Annotated in this window: 21 protein-coding genes and 2 tRNA genes; 15 read left to right on the forward strand and 8 right to left on the reverse strand. The window is 69.5% G+C overall.

Annotation, left to right across the window (positions count from 1 at the left end; genetic code table 11):
• Positions 1-57: 57 nt before the first annotated feature.
• Positions 58-861, forward strand: coding sequence for a mycolate reductase (cmrA, locus tag QC180_RS13135; protein WP_278262970.1), 804 nt, complete (start codon positions 58-60; stop codon positions 859-861).
• Here cmrA and QC180_RS13140 read toward each other — a convergent pair whose 3' ends face one another.
• The gene (locus QC180_RS13140) at positions 862-2,523 is read right to left on the reverse strand and encodes a helicase HerA-like domain-containing protein (protein ID WP_278262971.1); all 1,662 of its coding nucleotides are present in this window, start codon (positions 2,521-2,523) and stop codon (positions 862-864) included.
• Between the two features lie 140 nt (positions 2,524-2,663).
• Between QC180_RS13140 and orn the strand changes: the two genes are divergently transcribed.
• Positions 2,664-3,302: an oligoribonuclease gene (gene orn / locus QC180_RS13145; protein WP_278262972.1), complete on the forward strand. Its 639-nt coding sequence runs from the start codon at positions 2,664-2,666 to the stop codon at positions 3,300-3,302.
• A gap of 55 nt (positions 3,303-3,357) precedes the next feature.
• A tRNA-His gene (locus QC180_RS13150) sits at positions 3,358-3,430 on the forward strand.
• Between the two features lie 45 nt (positions 3,431-3,475).
• Here the strand turns inward: QC180_RS13150 and QC180_RS13155 are convergent.
• Positions 3,476-4,003 carry a CGNR zinc finger domain-containing protein gene (locus tag QC180_RS13155; RefSeq protein WP_278262973.1) on the reverse strand — a complete coding sequence of 176 codons (528 nt, stop codon included), beginning with the start codon at positions 4,001-4,003 and terminating at the stop codon, positions 3,476-3,478.
• A gap of 25 nt (positions 4,004-4,028) precedes the next feature.
• Between QC180_RS13155 and QC180_RS13160 the strand changes: the two genes are divergently transcribed.
• Positions 4,029-4,196 carry a hypothetical protein gene (locus QC180_RS13160; RefSeq protein WP_278262974.1) on the forward strand — a complete coding sequence of 56 codons (168 nt, stop codon included), beginning with the start codon at positions 4,029-4,031 and terminating at the stop codon, positions 4,194-4,196.
• Positions 4,197-4,306: 110 nt separating this feature from the next.
• Positions 4,307-4,657 (forward strand): hypothetical protein, encoded by a 351-nt coding sequence (locus QC180_RS13165; protein WP_278262975.1) that lies wholly within the window; start codon positions 4,307-4,309, stop codon positions 4,655-4,657.
• 68 nt (positions 4,658-4,725) lie between these two features.
• Here the strand turns inward: QC180_RS13165 and QC180_RS13170 are convergent, their stop codons facing one another.
• Positions 4,726-5,934, reverse strand: a complete 1,209-nt coding sequence (locus QC180_RS13170; RefSeq protein WP_278262976.1) for a L,D-transpeptidase — start codon at positions 5,932-5,934, stop codon at positions 4,726-4,728.
• Between the two features lie 338 nt (positions 5,935-6,272).
• Here QC180_RS13170 and QC180_RS13175 point away from each other — a divergent pair.
• The 3 genes from QC180_RS13175 (at position 6,273) to QC180_RS13185 (ending at position 7,991) form a co-directional block, all read left to right on the forward strand.
• Positions 6,273-6,345: transfer RNA gene (locus QC180_RS13175), tRNA-Lys, on the forward strand.
• A 618-nt stretch (positions 6,346-6,963) separates the two neighbouring features.
• Complete coding sequence (locus QC180_RS13180) at positions 6,964-7,578, forward strand: transglycosylase SLT domain-containing protein (protein WP_278262977.1); 615 nt, start codon at positions 6,964-6,966, stop codon at positions 7,576-7,578.
• Between the two features lie 77 nt (positions 7,579-7,655).
• The gene (locus tag QC180_RS13185) at positions 7,656-7,991 is read left to right on the forward strand and encodes a hypothetical protein (protein ID WP_278262978.1); all 336 of its coding nucleotides are present in this window, start codon (positions 7,656-7,658) and stop codon (positions 7,989-7,991) included.
• Here QC180_RS13185 and QC180_RS13190 read toward each other — a convergent pair.
• Positions 7,988-8,785, reverse strand: coding sequence for an alpha/beta fold hydrolase (locus QC180_RS13190; RefSeq protein ID WP_278262979.1), 798 nt, complete (start codon positions 8,783-8,785; stop codon positions 7,988-7,990). The two genes, QC180_RS13185 and QC180_RS13190, sit on opposite strands and share 4 nt — an antisense overlap.
• Before the next feature lie 102 nt (positions 8,786-8,887).
• On the opposite strand from QC180_RS13190, the gene QC180_RS13195 reads away from it, so the two are divergent.
• From QC180_RS13195 to QC180_RS13205, 3 genes are all read left to right on the forward strand, one after another.
• Positions 8,888-9,202 carry an ArsR/SmtB family transcription factor gene (locus QC180_RS13195; protein ID WP_278263149.1) on the forward strand — a complete coding sequence of 105 codons (315 nt, stop codon included), beginning with the start codon at positions 8,888-8,890 and terminating at the stop codon, positions 9,200-9,202.
• Positions 9,203-9,290: 88 nt separating this feature from the next.
• Positions 9,291-11,114: a phosphoenolpyruvate carboxykinase (GTP) gene (locus tag QC180_RS13200; protein ID WP_278262980.1), complete on the forward strand. Its 1,824-nt coding sequence runs from the start codon at positions 9,291-9,293 to the stop codon at positions 11,112-11,114.
• Positions 11,115-11,116: 2 nt separating this feature from the next.
• Positions 11,117-12,754, forward strand: a complete 1,638-nt coding sequence (locus QC180_RS13205; protein WP_278262981.1) for a SulP family inorganic anion transporter — start codon at positions 11,117-11,119, stop codon at positions 12,752-12,754.
• A gap of 28 nt (positions 12,755-12,782) precedes the next feature.
• Here the strand turns inward: QC180_RS13205 and QC180_RS13210 are convergent, their stop codons facing one another.
• Positions 12,783-13,616, reverse strand: a complete 834-nt coding sequence (locus QC180_RS13210) for a hypothetical protein (protein ID WP_278262982.1) — start codon at positions 13,614-13,616, stop codon at positions 12,783-12,785.
• Positions 13,617-13,680: 64 nt separating this feature from the next.
• A complete protein-coding gene (locus QC180_RS13215) occupies positions 13,681-14,142 on the reverse strand; it encodes a MarR family winged helix-turn-helix transcriptional regulator (RefSeq protein ID WP_278262983.1) in 462 nt (153 codons plus the stop codon).
• A gap of 74 nt (positions 14,143-14,216) precedes the next feature.
• Between QC180_RS13215 and QC180_RS13220 the strand changes: the two genes are divergently transcribed.
• Both QC180_RS13220 and QC180_RS13225 read left to right on the forward strand, forming a co-directional pair.
• On the forward strand, positions 14,217-15,194 hold the full coding sequence (locus QC180_RS13220) for a pirin family protein (RefSeq protein WP_278262984.1): 978 nt from the start codon (positions 14,217-14,219) through the stop codon (positions 15,192-15,194).
• A 135-nt stretch (positions 15,195-15,329) separates the two neighbouring features.
• Complete coding sequence (locus QC180_RS13225; protein ID WP_278262985.1) at positions 15,330-15,626, forward strand: excalibur calcium-binding domain-containing protein; 297 nt, start codon at positions 15,330-15,332, stop codon at positions 15,624-15,626.
• Between the two features lie 183 nt (positions 15,627-15,809).
• Here the strand turns inward: QC180_RS13225 and QC180_RS13230 are convergent, their stop codons facing one another.
• On the reverse strand, positions 15,810-16,043 hold the full coding sequence (locus QC180_RS13230) for a DUF3618 domain-containing protein (protein WP_375936923.1): 234 nt from the start codon (positions 16,041-16,043) through the stop codon (positions 15,810-15,812).
• A 75-nt stretch (positions 16,044-16,118) separates the two neighbouring features.
• Here QC180_RS13230 and bcp point away from each other — a divergent pair, with 75 nt between their 5' ends.
• Complete coding sequence (bcp, locus tag QC180_RS13235) at positions 16,119-16,592, forward strand: thioredoxin-dependent thiol peroxidase (protein ID WP_278262987.1); 474 nt, start codon at positions 16,119-16,121, stop codon at positions 16,590-16,592.
• On the opposite strand, the gene QC180_RS13240 is transcribed toward bcp, so the two are convergent.
• Positions 16,593-17,321, reverse strand: coding sequence for a TetR/AcrR family transcriptional regulator (locus QC180_RS13240; RefSeq protein ID WP_278262988.1), 729 nt, complete (start codon positions 17,319-17,321; stop codon positions 16,593-16,595). It lies immediately after the preceding gene.
• 115 nt (positions 17,322-17,436) lie between these two features.
• On the opposite strand from QC180_RS13240, the gene QC180_RS13245 reads away from it, so the two are divergent.
• Positions 17,437-18,384, forward strand: coding sequence for an ATP-binding cassette domain-containing protein (locus QC180_RS13245; RefSeq protein ID WP_278262989.1), 948 nt, complete (start codon positions 17,437-17,439; stop codon positions 18,382-18,384).
• Positions 18,385-18,387: the final 3 nt, after the last annotated feature.

The following is an 18,387-nucleotide window of genomic DNA, read 5'->3' on the forward strand; positions in this document are numbered from 1 at the left end:
GCTAGGGCCGCCCAACCGGTCGATGTGCCCGCCGGACCGATCCCCTAAGCTCCCGGTGTGAGCTTGCCCTCCCCCACTGCAGACAATCGCGCCGTCGTCACCGGCGCCTCCTCCGGCATCGGCACCGCGCTGGCCGCCGAGCTGGCCGGTCGCGGCTACTCGCTGATCCTGGTCGCGCGGCGCGGCGAGGTCCTGACCGAGCTGGCCCAGCGTCTGACCCTCGCGCACGGCATCACCGCCGAGGTGCGCGCGGTGGACCTGGCCGACCGCGCGCAGCGCGCGAGCCTGGTCGACGAGCTCGCCGTGCGCGATATCGCGATCCTGTGCAACAACGCGGGCATCGCGACCTTCGGCCCGGTCGCCGAACTGGACTTCGCCTACGAGCGCGCGCAGATGGAACTCAACGCCACCGCCGTGCACGATCTCACCCTGGCCGTGCTGCCGGGCATGATCGAGCGCAAGGCGGGCGGCATCCTGATCAGCGGCTCGGCGGCGGGCAACATGCCGATCCCGAACAACGCCACCTACGCGGCCTCCAAGGCGTTCGCCAACACCTTCTCCGAGTCGCTGCGCGGCGAGCTCAAGGGCAGCGGCGTCAACGTGACCCTGCTGGCCCCCGGCCCGGTGCGCACCGAGACCCCCGCTCCCGAGGACGAGTCGATCGTCGACAAGATGGTCCCCGACTTCCTCTGGGTCTCCTCCGAGTACACCGCCAAGGTGTCCATCGACGCGCTGGCCCGCAACAAGATGCGCATCGTGCCCGGCCTGATCAGCAAGGGCATGAGCGTGGCGGGCAACTACGGCCCGCGCTCGTTCACCGCCCCGATCGCGGGCGCCTTCTACAAGAAGCTGGGCAACTAGTCAGCGCCGTCGCCGCGTCCCGAACAGGCTGCGGCTGATCTCGCGACCCGCCGCGCTGGCCGCCGAGCGCAGGAAACTCTTGACCGCCGGATTGTTCATGATCCGGTCGGCGGCCGAGTCGTCGGCGGGTTCGGCCCGGCCGGGCGCTGGGGTGGCCTCGGGTGCCGGATCGGCGGCGGCCACGCTGGCCAGCAGCATCTCGTAGGCCGACTCCCGGTCCACGGTCTGCCCGTACTTGCCCCGCAGCGCGCTGGCCAGTGCCTTGGACTTGATCGCGTCCTCGCCGACGGTGTCCATGAGTGAGCGCGGCGGGGCGATCTTCGTCCACGCCACCGGTGTCGGCGCGCCCTTCTCCGAGAGCACCGTGACGATCGCCTCACCGGTGCCCAGCGAGGTCAGCGCCGATTCCAGGTCGTACACCGCCGATTTCGGATACGTGCGCACCGTCTTCGACAGCGCCTTCTGATCGTCGGGGGTGAAGGCGCGCAGGGCGTGCTGCACCCGCGCGCCGAGCTGGGAGAGCACCGGATTGGGGATGTCGGTGGGCAACTGGGTGCAGAAGAACACGCCGACGCCCTTGGAGCGGATGAGTTTCACCGTCTGCTCGACCTGCTGCAGGAACGCCTTGGACGCCTCGGCGAAGAGCAGATGCGCCTCGTCGAAGATGAACACCAGCTTGGGCTTGTCCAGGTCGCCCTCCTCGGGCAGCACCTGGAACAGGTCGGCCAGCACCCACATCAGGAAGGTGGAGAACAGCACCGGCCGCGCGGCCTGCTGACCCAGCTCGAACAGCGTGATCACGCCCTGCCCGCCCGCGGTGCGCAGCAGATCGGCCGGATCGAGTTCCGGTTCGCCGAAGAAGGTGTCACCGCCCTCGGCCTCCAGATTCACCAGCGCGCGCAGGATCACCCCGGCCGTCTGCGCCGACACCCCACCGATGCCCTTGAGATCCGCTTTGCCTTCCGCGCTGGTCAGGTGGGTGATCACCGCGCGCAGGTCCTTCAGGTCCAGCAGCGCCAGCCCGCGCTGATCGGCCCAGTGGAAGATCAGGCCCAGCGTCGATTCCTGGGTGTCGTTGAGGCCGAGCACCTTGCTGAGCAGGATCGGGCCGAAGGAACTGATCGTCGCGCGGATCGGTACCCCGACCCCGCCGGTCCCGAGCGAGACGAACTCGGTGGGATACGCGCTCGGCGCCCAGCCGGTCGCGCCCGTCTCCTCGGCGCGGGCGCGGATCTTGTCGTTGTCGGCGCCGGGTTCGCTCAGGCCCGACAGATCGCCCTTGATATCGGCCATCACCACCGGAACCCCGGCCCGCGAGAGCTGTTCGGCGATGCCCTGCAGGGTCTTGGTCTTCCCGGTACCGGTCGCGCCCGCAACCAGCCCGTGCCGGTTCATCATCCGCAGCGGAATACGCACGCGCGCAGCCGGATCGGCGACCCCGTCGACCATCACGGTGCCCAGCTCCAGGGCCGCACCGTCGACGGCATAACCCGCGGCGATCTCGGCGGCGGCGCCCGATACCGCGGGCGCGCTGGACGTTTCGGTGCTGGCGGCTGCCTCCCGCTCCGCGGCCTCGGCGGCTTCGGCCGCCTCCGCGGCGACCCGCGCCGCCTCCTCGGCCGCCTTGCGGGCCGCCGCTGCCTTCTCCTGAGGGGTGGTCATTCGCGCGTCCTCCGTCTGGTCACCGAGCCGTACGCAAGTCCAGGGAAAACTGTATCCTCGCCGGTCGCGCAACCGCGCCGCCTCGCCCGCGCGACGCACCTACCGATCCGGGCGAGTGCCGCACCGTTAGGGTGACTCACGTGTCCGACAAACTCTTGGTCTGGATGGATTGCGAGATGACGGGGCTCCGTCTCGACAGCGACAAGCTGATCGAGATCGCCGCGCTCGTGACCGACAGCGACCTGAACATCCTCGGTGACGGTGTCGACATCGTCATCCACGCCGACGACGCCGCCCTGGCCTGCATGCCCCCGGTCGTCGCCGAGATGCACGCCAAGTCCGGTCTCACCGAAGAGGTCCGCGCCTCCACCGTGACCCTCGAGCAGGCCCAGGCCGAGGTCCTCGACTACATCCGCCAGTACGCGCCCGCCGCCCGCACGGTGCCGCTGTGCGGCAACTCCATCGCCACCGACCGCGGTTTCATCGCCCGCGACATGCCGGAACTCGACGCGCACCTGCACTACCGGATGGTCGATGTGAGCTCGATCAAGGAGCTGTGCCGCCGCTGGTACCCGCGCATCTACTTCGGTCAGCCGGACAAGGGCCTGGCCCACCGCGCGCTGGCCGACATCAAGGAATCCATCCGCGAGCTCGAGTACTACCGCCGCACCGCGTTCGTCCCCCTGCCCGGCCCCTCGACCACCGAGATCAGCGCCGCCGCGGCGGCCGCCACCGAGGCCGTGGATGTCACCGGATCGAACCCCCGACCAGCGGATTAGGGCATACGCCCCCTGGCACGCTACTATTTACCGCGCCGGTGAATAACCGGTGATGGTGACTGTAGTTCAGTTGGTAGAGCACCAGGTTGTGATCCTGGCTGTCGCGGGTTCGAGTCCCGTCAGTCACCCCGAGCGAGAAAGCCCGGTCCCCCACGGACCGGGCTTTCTCCGTGTCAGCGGGCATTCTCGCGACGCGCACGATGCCTGCGCACCGCCGCACGATTCGCACACGCCGGACTGCAGAAGCGTTGCGTGCCGTTGCGGGAGTTGTCCGCGAAGACCCGGTCGCAGCCCTCGGCCGCGCAGCCACCGAGCCGATCCATGCCGAGACCGGTCAGGTGCAGGGCCGTGCCGACGGTGATCAGCGCGGCGATCTGGCGGGCGGTGGCCACACCGGGGTCGCGGAAGTGCAGATGCCAGCCGTCCCCGGCGTGATCGGTCAGCCGGGGCGCCGCCGCGTACTCGCCCAGCAACACATTGAGCAGGGCGGCGCGCTCGGACCGGTCCGCGGCCAGCACCACCCGACGCCAGCGCGCCAGAAAGGCCGTCACGGAGGCGCGATCGTCCTCGGTGGGCGCGCACGACAGCACCAGCCCCGCGGCGGCACAGCGCTGCCCCAGTTCCGCCGCGCTCGCGCACGGCTCGTTGAGCAGTTCGATACCAAGTTGCACCGGCTCCCGCCCGTAATGGTTGTAATGCACAATGCCATTACAACAGACTCGAAGCATGAGCAGCCACCACACCCACACCTGGCGGATCGAGTCCTGCCACCGCACCAGCGACGGCCTCGTCGCCTACCAGCGCTGCCGCTGCGGCGTGCGCCGGATCGCCCTGGGCGACCCGACCGGGATCAGCACCGAACTGCATGGCGAAGATCACCGAGCCACCGCCTGAGCGGGCACATGACGGATTCATGACGAACCTCACGTCCGGCCCGCTACACTCTGGACCGCCGCCCAGGTGTGTGGCGGATCTCGTCAGCGTTCGACCGGAAAGACCACTTGATGAAGCGTTCCACCGTCGTCGTGGCCCTCGCGGCCGCCACCGTGCTCGGTCCCGTCGCGGGCACCGCGGCGGCGTCACCCGGCCTGCCCCTCACCGAGTTCACCGCGGAGGTGCCCGGCGCCACCGCGGCCGCCGGACTGCCCAGCGAGCTGCCCGAGTCCGGCTCCGCGCAGAGCGGATCGACGACCGGCGTGGAGACCACCGGCTCCTCGGGCACCGGCTCGGCCGGACTGCCCAACCTGGACCGCCTGCTGTTCGGCGGGCGGATCCTGTGCGGCGCCCTCGGCAGCGCGCTCGCCGTCGCGGGCGAGGCCATGATGGACTGCGCCGACCTGCCCACCCCGGCCTGAACCACCCCGATCACGACCGAGGGCCACCGCAGATCTCCGGTGGCCCTCGGTCTTTCGTGTGCCGTGGCTCAGGCGACGTCGGCGTTGCCCGCCTTCCACTCCGGCCACGGGATGTTCCAGTCACCGAGCCCGTCGACCCCGGACAGGGTGCCGCCGACGGTGTTCTTGACGATGGTGATGTCACCGCGCTTGGCGTTCTCGTACACCCAGCGCGCGTTGGCCGGGCTCAGGTTCAGGCAGCCGTGGCTGGCGTTGGAGTAGCCCTGCTGCCCCACCGACCAGGGCGCCGAATGGAAGAAGATGCCGCTGTAGGAGATCCGGGTGGCGAAGTCGACCGGGGTGCGGTACCCGGCCGCGGAGTCCACCGCGACACCGTAGGTCGAGGAGTCCATGATGATGTGCTCGAACTTGTCGCCGACGATGTAGACGCCGTTGTCGGTGGGCGTGCTGTCCTTGCCCATCGAGGTCGGCATGGTCATCACGACCTGGCCGTTGCGTTCGACGACCACCTGCTTGGTGTTGTCGTCGGCGGTGAAGATCTGCGCGTCGCCGACGGTGAAGAACGACTGGATGTTGTCCTGGCCGTAGAGCCCCTTGCCCAGGTCCTTGCCGTAGACGTTCACCTCGATGGTCACCTTGGTGCCCGGCGCCCAGAAGTTCTCCGGCCGCCAGCGCACCTCCCGGTTGTTCACCCAGTAGAAGGCGCCCTCGACCGCGGGTTCGGTGGTGATCTTGATGGCGTCCTGCGCGGCGCGACGATCGGGGATGTTCTCGTCGAACTGGATCGCCACCGGCTGACCGATGCCGACCACCTCGCCCTCGCCGGGCAGCAGGTAGGGCTTGGTCTGGTTACCGGGGGAACTGGTGGTGAACGAGAGTCGGGTGGAGTTGGCCCCGCCCAGCCCGATCGCCTGCGCGGTCAGCGTGTAGGTCTTGCCGTAGCCGAGCACCTCGGTGGTCTCCCAGGAGCGGCCGTCGGCGGCGAGCTTGCCCGCGACGGGGGTGCCCTGCGGGTTGGTCAGCGCCACCTCGGTGAAGGTGCCGTCCTCCACCTGGAAGCCCAGCGGCATACCCGGCGAGACGCCGACCTGGCCGTCCTTGATCGCCGAGACCAGCTTCGGCTTCATCAGCTCGGTGATGGGATTGCGATCGATCGCCGCCTCCACCCCCGAGCCCTCCGCCGACGAGCAGGCCGAGACGCCCAGTGCGAGCACCGCGACCAGCACGACCGGAACGAACGTCCGTAGCGACCGAGGTCGCCCCCGCTTCTTACCCATGTCAACCCCGTTTCCGTACCGACGCGATAACCGCCGCGTCGCAGATCCCACCGACTGAATCGTTCGTGCCAACCGCGTCGGCGGGGCGTTCGAGATCGTCGTCCCGTCATTCTGCCAGCCCGCCCGGCCCGGACCAACGGGAAAGCCCCCGCGACACGACCAGTTCACAATCGTTAGATACGTCCGAGGGCCGCCGCCGTTAACAACGCGAAGATCTTCGCGTCGCCGCTGGTCAGAGCCCGATTTCACGTTTCGCCCCCCGGCCTGTTAATGTTTGTTCCGCACCGGAGAGCGGGGCAAGGGAGACACTCCCGGAGCCGCGATCCACAGCAAACCAAGCGCCATTAGCTCAATTGGCAGAGCAGCTGACTCTTAATCAGCGGGTTCGGGGTTCGAGTCCCTGATGGCGCACAACAGACCGCATCCCGGCAGTTATCACAACTGCCGGGATGCGGTCTTTCTGCGTCCGCGCGAACGTCGGACAACGGTCACGATCTCGTTATCGAACGGCCATGGAGTCGGGCCACTGATGCCACTCGCACACCAATTCGGACAGCTTCGAGCTGCGCAAACACTCCTGAAACCCGATTCGGGCAAACTTTTTCTGTGACGCCCACCACTGCGGTAACAGGAGCAAACCCCCTGCATACATAACGATTCCGCATCCCCCGCGGGAACCGACCAAGATCGGCATCGTTTGCCGTTCAGGTCTCGTTCACCCTGCGTTCACCTACCGTGACCATTCTGCAATCAGGTCACAAACGGACCTGCGGTTTGGTTAGAGCGGGAGTACCCAACTTCCGGAAGTTCCAAACAGCGCGTGGTCTCCCCGCAGCCAGCTGTGGAGCACCGTGCGACGCGATGGACAGCCTCGAGCGTCCCACTCCCTGACAGCGTCGCACCTTCCCCATACAGACAAGAAACAACACATCGCCTGACCGGCGTGCGCCGCTGCGTGCGCTGCCGCGATCCACCGTACTCCACACCGGGCCGGTGCTCGCCAGACAGAGATGAAGGAACAGAACAGCAATGCTCAACAAAGACAAGCTCAGCACCGTTATCGGCCGTCGTTCGCGTCGTGAGGCGTTCACCGTGGCGGTCGCCGCGGTCGGCCTGGTCGCCGTAGCCGCGTCCTCCGCCGTCTCCTTCGCCGACGACAGCGTTCCCGAGCGTGCTGCGATGGTCGTCGAGCAGGCGGAGAACATCCCCGCTCCCGCGGCCCCGGCCCTGCAGGCCGCCCCGGCCCCGGCCCCCGAGGCCGCTCCGGCTCCCGCTCCCGAGGCCGCTCCGGCCCCGATGCCGGAACCGGCCCCCAAGACCTACGAGAACAACCTCGACGGCTGGATCCGTGAGGCCCTCGACATCATGGCCGCCAAGGGCATCCCCGGCAGCTACGAGGGCATCCACCGCAACATCATGCGCGAGTCGACGGGTAACCCCCAGGCGATCAACCTGTGGGACATCAACGCGATCAACGGCATCCCCTCCAAGGGCCTGCTCCAGGTGATCGACCCCACCTTCGCCGCGTACCACGTCGAGGGCACCCCCTTCGACGTCTGGAACCCGGTCTCCAACATCGTCGCGGCCTGCAACTACGCGGCCTCGCGCTACGGCTCGATGGACAACGTCAACAGCGCGTACTGACAGCTGCTGACGCACTGAACGCCCGCGCCCCGGTCATCGTCGACCGGGGCGCGGGCGTTCGTCGTAGAATCGCCGACGTGCCAGACAGCGCCGATCAGGCACCCGATCACGCGCATTCCGACGCGGCGACCGCCAGCCGCGTCGTCAAGGCCCGCCGCCTGGCCGCCTACATCTGGGCCCGCGATATCGACAGCACCGAACTGACCACCCTCCCCGCGCCCACCCTGCGCAAACTAGCCCGCGCCGCGGCGACCAACCCACCCAGCACCGACGAGACCTGGCGGGTCGTCGCCGACCTGCTCGACCAGAAAGACGCCTGGGCCACCCGCAACCCCGACCACCCGGCCGCAGTGCGCGCCCACGCCGACGAGAAACTGCTGTGGGTCAAACCACCCGTGCAGCCCTGGGACTAACCGAGGAAGTCGATCAGGACGCGGTTGATCTCGTCGGGGCGTTCGAGGTAGCCGTAGTGGCCGCATCGGTCGATCTCGGTGTAGGTGGCGCCCGGGATGACCTCGGCGACCTCGCGGCCGAAGCGGGGCGGGACCATCTGGTCGTCGGCGAAGCCGACCACCAGGCTGGGGACGGTGATCCCGCGATAGGCCTCGCGGCGGTCCTGTGAGCGGTCCATGCCCGCCTGCGCGCGGGTGCCCGCGGTGGCCTTGCCCGCGGTGAACTCGAAGATGTCGAGCCATTCCTGGGCCTTGGCCGGGTCGGCCAGGGTGTGCGGGGACAGGTTCAGCATCGCCTTGACCGCGGCCGCGTACTCCGGCGGCAGCTGGATGCCCTTGTCGAAGAGGGCCTGCTCGCCCCGGCTCAGCGTGCTCGTCACCGGATGCGGGCGGGCGGTGGCCGCGAAGAGCACCGCCTTGCCCAGCAGCTCGGGTCGGGCCAGCGCCAGTTCGGCGACCACCCGCGACCCCATCGAGGTGCCGACGACGTGCGCGGGCGCGCCGAGGTGCTCGATGAGCGCGGCGGTGTCGCCGACGAGATCGGTCATGGTGATGCCCGCGGCCGACTCGGTGGACGGCGCGATTCCGCGATTGTCCATCGTCGCCACCCGGAATCCGGCCTTGACCAGGGCGGGAACCTGATAGGTCCGCCAGACGCGACCGGGGCTGCCGCTGCCCATCACGAGCAGGACCAGCGGACCGGATCCGGTGACCTCGTAGTTGATCTGGATGCCGTTGAGCGGGACGAGGGGCATATCACTCCTGTTAGCCTGTTTGCTAAAGTTAGAAAACACCTTACCTCCGACGGCAGGACGGGACGCAGCACGGTGCCAGGACTGAGCAGGCCGCTCTATCAGATGAAGGCCGACTTCTTCAAAACCCTCGGCCATCCGGTGCGGATCCGGGTGCTGGAGCTGCTCAGCGAGCGCGAACACGCCGTCTCGGAGATGCTGCCGGAAGTCGGCGTCGAGGCGGCGAACCTGTCTCAACAGCTGGCGATCCTGCGTCGCGCGGGGCTGGTGACCGCCCGCCGCGAGGGCCTGTCGGTGACCTACGAGCTCACCTCGCCCCGGGTGAAAGAGCTGCTGATCGTGGCTCGCGCCATCCTGACCGGCGTCGTCGCCGGTCAGGCGGAACTGCTCGACAATCCTCCCGAGTCCACCGTCGCCTGATCCGGCGCCGCCGAACCGGGCCGACCCGTCCCCCACTGATTGCGTATTTTCTAAACTAGACACCTAGCAAGGTGAGAAGGAGAACATCGTGACCGCGAGCTCCGTGCCCGCGACGGTCCCCACCGCGCATCCGGCCGTCCTGCGCTGGGTCGACGAGATCGCCGCGCTGACCACCCCCGACGCCATCGTCTGGTGCGACGGTTCGCATGCCGAATGGGACCGGCTGACCACCGACCTGGTCGACAAGGGCACCTTCGTGCGCCTCGACGCCAAGCCCAACTCCTTCTGGTGCGTCTCCGACCCCGAGGACGTCGCCCGCGTCGAGGACCGCACCTTCCTCTGCTCCGAGGACCCCGCCGACGCGGGCCCCACCAACAACTGGGTCGACCCCGTCGACATGCGCACCGTGCTCACCGAGCACTACCGCGGCGCCATGACCGGCCGCACCCTGTACGTGATCGCGTTCTGCATGGGCCCGCTCGACGCCGCCGAACCGAAGTTCGGCGTGCAGATCACCGACTCGGCGTATGTGGCCGTGTCGATGCAGATCATGACCCGCTCGGGCACCCCGGTCTGGGAAAAGCTCGGCGCCGACACCGATTTCGTGCGGTGCCTGCACTCGGTCGGCGCCCCGCTGGCCGCCGGACAGGCCGATGTGCCGTGGCCGTGCGACCACACCAAATACATCGCGCACTTCCCCGAATCGCGCACCATCTGGAGCTACGGCTCCGGCTACGGCGGCAACGCGCTGCTGGGCAAGAAGTGCTTCGCGCTGCGCATCGCCTCGGTGCTCGGTCGCGACGAGGGCTGGCTGGCCGAGCACATGCTCATCCTGAAACTCACCTCGCCGCAGGGGAAGACGCACTACGTGGCGGCCGCGTTCCCGTCCTCGTGCGGCAAGACGAATCTGGCCATGCTGGAACCGGCGCTGCCCGGCTGGCGGGCCGAGACCATCGGTGACGACATCGCCTGGATGCGCTTCGGCGCCGACGGCAGGCTCTACGCGGTGAACCCCGAGGCCGGTTTCTTCGGCGTCGCGCCGGGCACCGGCGAGCACACCAACCCCAATGCCGTCGCCACCATCGCGCGCGGCAACTCGATCTTCACCAACACCGCGCTCACCGACCAGGGCGACGTGTGGTGGGAGGGGCTGACGAAACAGCCACCCGCCCACCTCACCGACTGGCGTGGCGACGACTGGGCCCCGGAGTCGGGAACCCCTGCCGCGCATCCGAACTCGCGCTACTGCACGCCGATCGAGCAGTGCCCCTCGGTGGCGCCGGAGTGGAACGACCCCACCGGCGTGCCGATCTCGGCGATCTTCTTCGGCGGACGCCGGGCGAACACGGTGCCGCTGGTGGCCGAGACCTTCGACTGGGCGCACGGGGTGTTCACGGCCTCGGTGCTGTCCTCGGAGACCACCGCCGCGGCGGCGGGCGCGGTCGGTGTGGTGCGCCGCGATCCGATGGCCATGCTGCCGTTCCTCGGCTACCACGTCGGTGACTACTTCGCGCACTGGCTGAAGCTGGGCGCGGCCGCCGATCCGGCGAAACTGCCGAAGATCTTCCAGGTCAACTGGTTCCGGCGCGATGCCGACGGCACCTTCCTGTGGCCCGGCTTCGGTGACAACGTCCGCGTGCTGAAGTGGGCGCTCGAACGCCTCGACGGCGGTGCCGAGGCGCGGTGGACGCCCATCGGGTACGTCCCCACCGCCGACGCGCTGGACCTGTCCGGGCTGAGCGAGGCCGATCGCGCCCTGGTCGAGCGGGCCCTGGCCGTCGACACCGACGAGTGGGTGGCCGAGACCCGGTCCATCGACGAGTGGTTCGCCGGGATCGGTGGCAACCGGTTACCCGACCAGCTGCGCGAGCAGCTCGCCGCGCTGAAGTCGCGTCTGCTCGGCAACCGCTGACCATGCGGGCCCTGCTGCCGACCTGGTCGGCGTGGCAGCCCGCCTTCCGGGCGCCGGGCTCGGATCTGTTGTCGGGGCTGATCGTGGCGCTGGTGGCCTTGCCACTGGCGCTGGGATTCGGCATCAGTTCCGGGCTCGGAGCCGCCGCCGGGTTGGCGACGGCCATCGTGGCCGGTGCGGTCGCCGCGGTCTTCGGTGGTTCGCGCTTCCAGGTCTCCGGACCGACCGGCGCCATGACGGTGGTGCTGGTGCCGATCGTGGCCGAGCACGGCGCGTCCGGCGTGCTGACCGTCGGGTTGATGGCCGGGGTGCTGCTGGTCGGGCTGGCCTTCGCCGGGGTCGGCCGGGCGGTGCGGTTCATGCCCGCCCCGGTGATCGAGGGGTTCACCGCGGGCATCGCGGTGGTGATCGCGCTCCAGCAGTTCCCCGGCGCGCTGGGGGTGTCGGGCGCCGAGGGCGAGAAGGTCTGGCAGTCGGCCTTCGACGCGGTGCGCCGCTTCGTCGCCGACCCGCACCTCACCGCGCCGGTGACCGCGCTGGCGGTGGCGGTGGTGATCCTGATCGGCGGCCGCTACCTGCCGAGGTTGCCGTTCGCCCTGGTCACGGTTGTGCTGGCGACGGTGTGCGCGGGTCTGTTCGATCTGGATCTCGCGCGCATCGGCGCGATCCCGGCCGGGCTGCCCGCGCCGTCGCTGGAATTCCTGCGACTCGACGAGCTGACCACCCTGCTGCTGCCCGCGCTGGCGGTCGCCGCGCTGGCCGCGCTGGAGTCACTGCTCTCGGCCACGGCCGCCGACGCCATGGCGGTGGGCACCCGCCACGATCCCGATCGCGAACTGTTCGGGCAGGGCCTGGCCAATATCGCGGCGCCGCTGTTCGGTGGGGTGCCCGCGACCGGCGCCATCGCGCGGACGGCGGTGAATGTGCGCTCCGGCGCGCGCACGCCGCTGGCCGCGCTCACCCACGCGGCGATCCTGGCCGGGATCGTCTACGGGGCGGCGGGCCTGGTCGCCGATATCCCGATCGCGGCGCTGGCCGGAGTCCTGCTGGCGACCACGGTGCGCATGGTCGAGGCCGCCTCGCTGGCCGCCATCGCCCGTGCCTCGCGCGGGGACGCGGTGGTCATGGCGATCACCTTCGTCGTCACGGTGGCCTTCGACCTGGTCACCGCGGTGGTGATAGGCATCGGCTTCGCCCTGGTCCTCGCCGTGCGCGCGATCGCGAAAGAGGCCGGGCTGCACCAGGTCCCGCTCGACGAGTCCGACCATCTCGGCGAGGAGCACGCGCTGCTGCGCGACCACATCGTCGCCTATCGCATCGACGGCCCGCTGTTCTTCGCCGCCGCCCACCGCTTCCTGCTGGAACTGGCCGAGGTCACCGACGTGCGGGTGGTGATCCTGCGCATGTCGCGCATCACCGCCCTCGACACCACCGGCGCCCTGGTCCTCACCGACGCCGTCCGCAAACTCGAACACCGCCACATCACGGTCCTGTTCTCGGGCCTGCGCCCCGACCACCACCGCCGCCTGAGCACCATGGGCGCGCTGCCCTCCGGCGGCGCGGACAGCGTCTTCCCCGACACCGGCGCCGCCATCGCCCACGCCCGCCACCTGATCCCGACCCACCGCAAACCCCACTGAGCCGTATCCCACCGTCCCGCGGCACTGCTCACGAGGAGCTGGTGGCGGCGAAGTAGGCCGTACGGACTTCGATCTTCGGTGGCGGTGGGAAGTCGGGGTTGCCGGAGCCGAGGGGGCCGACGGCGACCCGCCAGGTGTCCGAGGACGTGTCGATGGCGGTGCGGGCGTCCGACGGTTGCAGGACGACGTCGTGGCCGCCGGAGCAGGAGTAGGCGCCGACCAGGCCGTCGGAGCGACCGCCCCAGGCGCCGCCGACGCGGATGCGGCACTGGCGGCCGTCGGCGAGTTCGAGGGCCCAGGGTTCCGGGGAGTCGGTGCGGCCGATCGGGGTCAGCGGCGGGTCGACAGTGTACTTGCGCAGGGTGCGTTCCCAGGGGTCCGAGGCGCAGAGCAGGGTGACGTTGTCCTGGGTCGGCCAGCAGACATCGGCCGACGCCGCCGACGGGCCGCAGTGGTAGATGCCCGCCGTGGTCGCCGAGCGGCTGGGGACGGCGTCTTCACAGCTCAGCGTGCCGACGGGGTCGGAGCTGGCCAGCGTGAAGCCGTCACGGGGCTGCTTTGTGGCGTCGACCGCGATCACCGTCACCACGGCGGTGGCGGGCCCCGGGCTGGGCGCGGTGTTCGGAGCCGAGGTGGCACCACCGGTCGATCCCGCGCCGCCACCGGTCGGTGCCGTGGCCGGGGCTGGAGTACCGCCCCCGGTCGGCGCCGCGGTGCCAGGCGTCCCACCGGCATTCGGTCCGGCCGACGTGCTCGGCAGGAAGGTCGAACCGGGGTAGTCCAGCGGCTTCGATTCCGCGCACCCGGTCAACACCAGGGCACACGCCGCGCCGATCAAGACCCCGCTGCTACCGATCCGCATGGCCGCCCCTTCGTCCGAACACTCGAACCCCGACGTCTGTGCATCGTCGTCGCGGCCGAACTCGTTAACTCGGCGAACAGGTCCGGTCCGCCGCCGCGATCACCTTCGCCGACAGCGAGCGCAGCGCGGCGCTCTCCTGCTCGGTCAGCTTGTCCACGAACAGGTCCCGCACCAGTTCCACGTGCTCGGGCGCGGCCTGGCGCAGCACCTCGCGACCGCGTTCGGTGAGCGAGACCACCACCCCGCGCGCGTCGTCGGCGGCGGGCGTCCGGTCGACCAGCCCGCGCGCGGCCATCCTGGCCAGCTGCTTGGACAGCCGCGACTTGTCCCAGCGCACCTCGGCCACCAGTTCCTTGGCGCGCAGGCAGCCGTTGGGCGCGGCCGAGAGCGGCACCATGAGTTCGTAGTCGGCCATCGACAGGCCGTGTTCGCTCAGTCCCGCGCTGAGCGCGCCGTCCAGACGCTGGCGCATCTTGATGAACGCCTGCCAGGTCTGTTGCTCCGCCTCGGAGAGCCATCTCGTCACGGGAATGATCCTAGAACGCTTATGGTTGACATGGAAACCAAGATACCGTGCATCCACTCCAGGAGGCGTTCCCCATGCCAGCGATCACCGTCGACGACATCATGGTGCTGCCGCGGCTCCCCCGCCCGGACGTCACCGAAACCCAGCGACCGGTCCGCCGGATCACCGGCGCGCACCGCCAGCGCGAAGGCGCGGGCTTCGAGGTCACCCGCCCGTTCCCGAGCGTGGACCTGCGCTCGGCCGACCCGTTCATCCTGCTCGACCAGATGGGCCCGGTCGCCTACGAGCCCTACGAGGCCAAGGGCGCGCCGTGGCATCCGCACCGCGGCTTCGAGACGGTGACCTACATGCTCGACGGCATCATGGTCCACCACGACTCGCACGGCGGCGGCGGTGTCATCGGCGAAGGCGACACACAGTGGATGACCGCGGGCTCGGGCATGCTGCACGACGAACTGCCCGACGAGAAACTCGTCATCTCCGGCGGCACCTTCCACGGCATCCAGCTGTGGGTGAACCTGCCGCGCGCCAAGAAGTTCGCCACGCCGCGCTACCAGGACCTGCGCGGCAGCGAGCTGACGCTGGTGAGCTCGCACGACGGCGGCGCCCTGCTGCGCCTGATCGCGGGCGAGATCGCGGGCTTCACCGGCCCCGGCTCCACCCAGACACCGATCGCCTACGCGCACGCCTCGATCAGCCCCGGCGCGCAGCTGGAAACCCCGTGGCCGCAACACTTCACGGCGATGGCCTATGTGCTCTCGGGCAGCGGCACCGTCGGCGCCGACCACCGGCCGATCAGCGCCGGACAGCTGGTCGTGTTCGGCGCGGGCGATGCGATCTCGCTCACCGCCGACACCGAACAGCACACCACCACCGGCGATTTCGAGGTGCTGCTGCTGGGCGGCACCCCGCTGCGGGAACCGGTGGTCCAATACGGGCCGTTCGTGATGAATACCAAGGAAGAGATCATCGAGGCCATGGAGGACTTCCAGGCCGGTCGCATGGGCACCATTCCGGCCGAACACCTCACCGGTCGCCGACTGGGCGAATAACCGACCGAGGGTCGCGGCGAACCCGAGCGGCGGCGCGGTTGACAACGGGCGGCCCCGTCACAATTGTGGACGGGGCCGCCCGCCATTCCACGTGTCCGGGCCCACATCCGAACCGCAGCAGACATAGAGGAATTCATGAACGTTCGTCGGCTCACCGTCAGCCTCGCCGCCGTAGGCCTCGGCCTGCTCGTCACCCCCGTCGCCAACGCCGACGTGGTGTCGGGCTCCGCGGGCACCGGCTCTTCCAGCTTCGACTCCCTGCTCGGTGCCACCGGCTCGGCCAACCTGGTCCAGTCCGGCTCGGCGGGCGGCGCCTTCCGCAGCTGCGACGACGCCATCGCGGCCGGGCGCGCGCCCCTGTTCCGCGGCGAAGCGGGCTACTCCCCCCACCTCGACCCCGACGGCGACGGCCTGGCCTGCCCCACGCAGTGACATTGGAGGCTGGCGCCTCGAGGTTTTCGGCCCCTTGGGCCTCGCCCCCGAGCGGCGATACTCCGCCTTCGGCGTTACGTCTCGCCGCTCGGGGGCGAGGCGGCCGAAAACCTGTGGTGATTGCGTAAAAAGAACACCCGATGTGGCTTGGCCGCATCGGGTGTTCTTTTGTTCACCGCATTGTCAGCGGCGGAAGATCTTGATCAGGAGCAGGCCCGCCACCAGGGCGCCCGCGCCGATCACCGTGTATTTGACCTTGGGCTCGTTGAACTTGGCGACCACCATCGCCTTGGTGTCGTCCGCGATCCGCTGCGGATCGGCGCGCACCGCCAGTTCGTCGAGCGTGGTCGCCAACCGGGCGCGCGCGATCTCGATCTCGCGCTCGATCCGGTCGGTGTCGTCCTTGGCCACCGTCACCTCCAGGTAAATGTCTGCTGCTCGCCGACGAGTCTATCCATGCCCCCGACCGGGCCGGTCGGTTACCGTGCGGTGGTGACCGACAACCATCGCCTCTCCCCCGGAGACCCCGCCCCCGATTTCACGCTGCCCGACGCCGACGGCAAGGACGTCTCACTGTCGGATTATCGCGGCCGCAAGGTGATCGTCTACTTCTACCCGGCCGCCAGCACCCCCGGCTGCACCAAGCAGGCCTGCGACTTCCGTGACAATCTCGCCGAGCTCGGCGGCGCCGGGATCGACGTCGTCGGCATCTCCCCGGACAAGCCCGCCAAGCTGGCCAAGTTCCGCGACACCGAGGGCCTGACCTTCCCGCTGCTGTCCGATCCCGAGCGTGACGTGCTCAAGGAATGGGGCGCGTTCGGCGAGAAGACGATGTACGGCAAGACCGTCACCGGCGTCATCCGCTCGACCTTCCTCATCGACGAGAAGGGCGTGGTCGAGGTGGCCCAGTACAACGTGCGCGCCACCGGCCACGTCGCCAAACTGCGCCGCGACCTGTCGGTGTAGTCAGTCGCCGAAACCGGCGATGTACACCTCGTAGCCATCGAGCAGGCGGGCCAGTCCGAATTCGAAATCGGCCCGCTCCCAGTCGATGTCGTCATCGTCGTCGAAGGCGGAGGAGGCGAGGGCGGCCGAGACCGCCGGGAAGCGCCGCGGGTCGAGCACCCTGGCCATCACCGTGGCGTAGTCGTCGCCCTCGTCCACCTCCAGGTCGCGCAGGAACCGCCGCTTGCTGACCACGAACATCGACACGTTCATCACCAGCTGCAACTTCACCGGCATGGGCACCGCGGCCCCGTCCAGCACGCCCAGCGCCGTCTCGAGCCAGGCCATGTTGTTCGGGCCCATCGGCGGCCGGTACATCGGGATGTCCATCCACCACGGATGCCGCCCGATCCGATCGAACTCGGCCAGCGCCCACTGCTCCAGCCCCGCCCGCCACGACGTCCCCGGCGCGATGACCGGCGGCTGCCCGACCATCCGGTCCATCAGCAGGTCGATCAGGGTGTTCTTGCTGTCGACATAGCGGTACAGCGACATCGCGGTGAAGCCGAGTTGCTTGGCGACCCGGTTCATCGACAGCGCCGCGAACCCCTCCGCGTCGGCCACCTCGACGGCCGCGTCCAGGATCTGATCGAGGGTGAGCCCGCGCCGGGGGCCGCGCGCGCCGGACTGCCCGAGCCCCCACATCAGCTCGACCGCCTTGGGTAACGCCGTGTCGCCGGACGTCGTCATCGACTCCTACCTCCTCCGCTCGCCTCGACTCTAGCGGTGACCTCCCTTGCGTCCTGGAACTGCTTACTCTATAAACGAGGTTTATCACATAAACAGTTTCTCGATCGGAGAACTCATGTCCACCGCACCCGCCCTCACCATCACCGGCCTGCGCAAAACCTTCGGCGACCACGTCGTGCTCGACGGTCTCGACCTCACCGTCGCCGCGGGCACAGTCTTCGCCCTGCTCGGCCCGAACGGCGCGGGCAAGACCACGCTGGTCCGCATCCTGGCCACACTCATCCGGCCGGACGGCGGACAGCTCGACGTCTTCGGCCACGACCCGGTCGCCGACGCGGACGAGGTCCGGCGGCTGATCGGCGTCACCGGCCAGTACGCCGCCGTCGACGGCGTCCTCACCGGCACCGAGAACCTGCGCCTGGTCGGCAGACTCCTGCACCTGGACGCCCGCGAGATCCGCGACCGCACCGCCGAACTGCTCGATCGCTTCGACCTCGTCGACGCCGCGGACCGGCCCGTCGACACCTACTCCGGCGGGATGCGCCGCCGCCTCGACCTGGCGATGAGCCTGATGGGCCGCCCGCGCATGGTCTTCCTGGACGAACCGACCACCGGCCTCGACCCGCGCAGCCGCCGCGACCTGTGGACCGCTATCCGTGAGCTCGCCGCGAGCGGCACGACGATCTTCCTCACCACCCAGTACCTGGAGGAGGCCGACCAACTGGCCGACCGGATCGCGGTGCTCGACCACGGACATCTCGTCGCCGACGGCACCGCCGACGAGCTCAAACGCCTGATCCCCGGCGGACACCTGCGGCTGCGATTCGCCGAGCACCGACTGCTCACCGCGGCGGCCTCGGTCGCGCCGGGCAGCCACGCCGACCCGGATCAGCTGACCCTGCAGGTGCCCTCCGACGGCAGCGCCGCCCAGATGAAGCACCTGCTCGACCGCTTCGCCGACCTCGACATCGCCGTCGAACAGCTGACCGTGCACACCCCCGACCTCGACGACGTCTTCTTCGCCCTGACCGGTCAGCCCCGCGCCACCGCGGCCGCGGCCTGAGCA

Source organism: Nocardia anocheti (genome assembly GCF_029675105.1).
Lineage (GTDB): Bacteria > Actinomycetota > Actinomycetes > Mycobacteriales > Mycobacteriaceae > Nocardia.

Excerpts from the sequence above, each read along its gene's own strand:
- QC180_RS13140 (WP_278262971.1), bottom strand. The coding sequence starts at position 2,523 with ATGACCACCCCTCAGGAGAAGGCAGCGGCGGCCCGCAAGGCGGCCGAG.
- QC180_RS13160 (WP_278262974.1), top strand. The coding sequence starts at position 4,029 with ATGAGCAGCCACCACACCCACACCTGGCGGATCGAGTCCTGCCACCGC.
- QC180_RS13165 (WP_278262975.1), top strand. The coding sequence starts at position 4,307 with ATGAAGCGTTCCACCGTCGTCGTGGCCCTCGCGGCCGCCACCGTGCTC.
- QC180_RS13170 (WP_278262976.1), bottom strand. The coding sequence starts at position 5,934 with ATGGGTAAGAAGCGGGGGCGACCTCGGTCGCTACGGACGTTCGTTCCG.
- QC180_RS13180 (WP_278262977.1), top strand. The coding sequence starts at position 6,964 with ATGCTCAACAAAGACAAGCTCAGCACCGTTATCGGCCGTCGTTCGCGT.
- QC180_RS13190 (WP_278262979.1), bottom strand. The coding sequence starts at position 8,785 with ATGCCCCTCGTCCCGCTCAACGGCATCCAGATCAACTACGAGGTCACC.
- QC180_RS13195 (WP_278263149.1), top strand. The coding sequence starts at position 8,888 with ATGAAGGCCGACTTCTTCAAAACCCTCGGCCATCCGGTGCGGATCCGG.
- QC180_RS13205 (WP_278262981.1), top strand. The coding sequence starts at position 11,117 with ATGCGGGCCCTGCTGCCGACCTGGTCGGCGTGGCAGCCCGCCTTCCGG.
- QC180_RS13210 (WP_278262982.1), bottom strand. The coding sequence starts at position 13,616 with ATGCGGATCGGTAGCAGCGGGGTCTTGATCGGCGCGGCGTGTGCCCTG.
- QC180_RS13220 (WP_278262984.1), top strand. The coding sequence starts at position 14,217 with ATGCCAGCGATCACCGTCGACGACATCATGGTGCTGCCGCGGCTCCCC.
- QC180_RS13225 (WP_278262985.1), top strand. The coding sequence starts at position 15,330 with ATGAACGTTCGTCGGCTCACCGTCAGCCTCGCCGCCGTAGGCCTCGGC.
- QC180_RS13240 (WP_278262988.1), bottom strand. The coding sequence starts at position 17,321 with ATGACGACGTCCGGCGACACGGCGTTACCCAAGGCGGTCGAGCTGATG.
- QC180_RS13245 (WP_278262989.1), top strand. The coding sequence starts at position 17,437 with ATGTCCACCGCACCCGCCCTCACCATCACCGGCCTGCGCAAAACCTTC.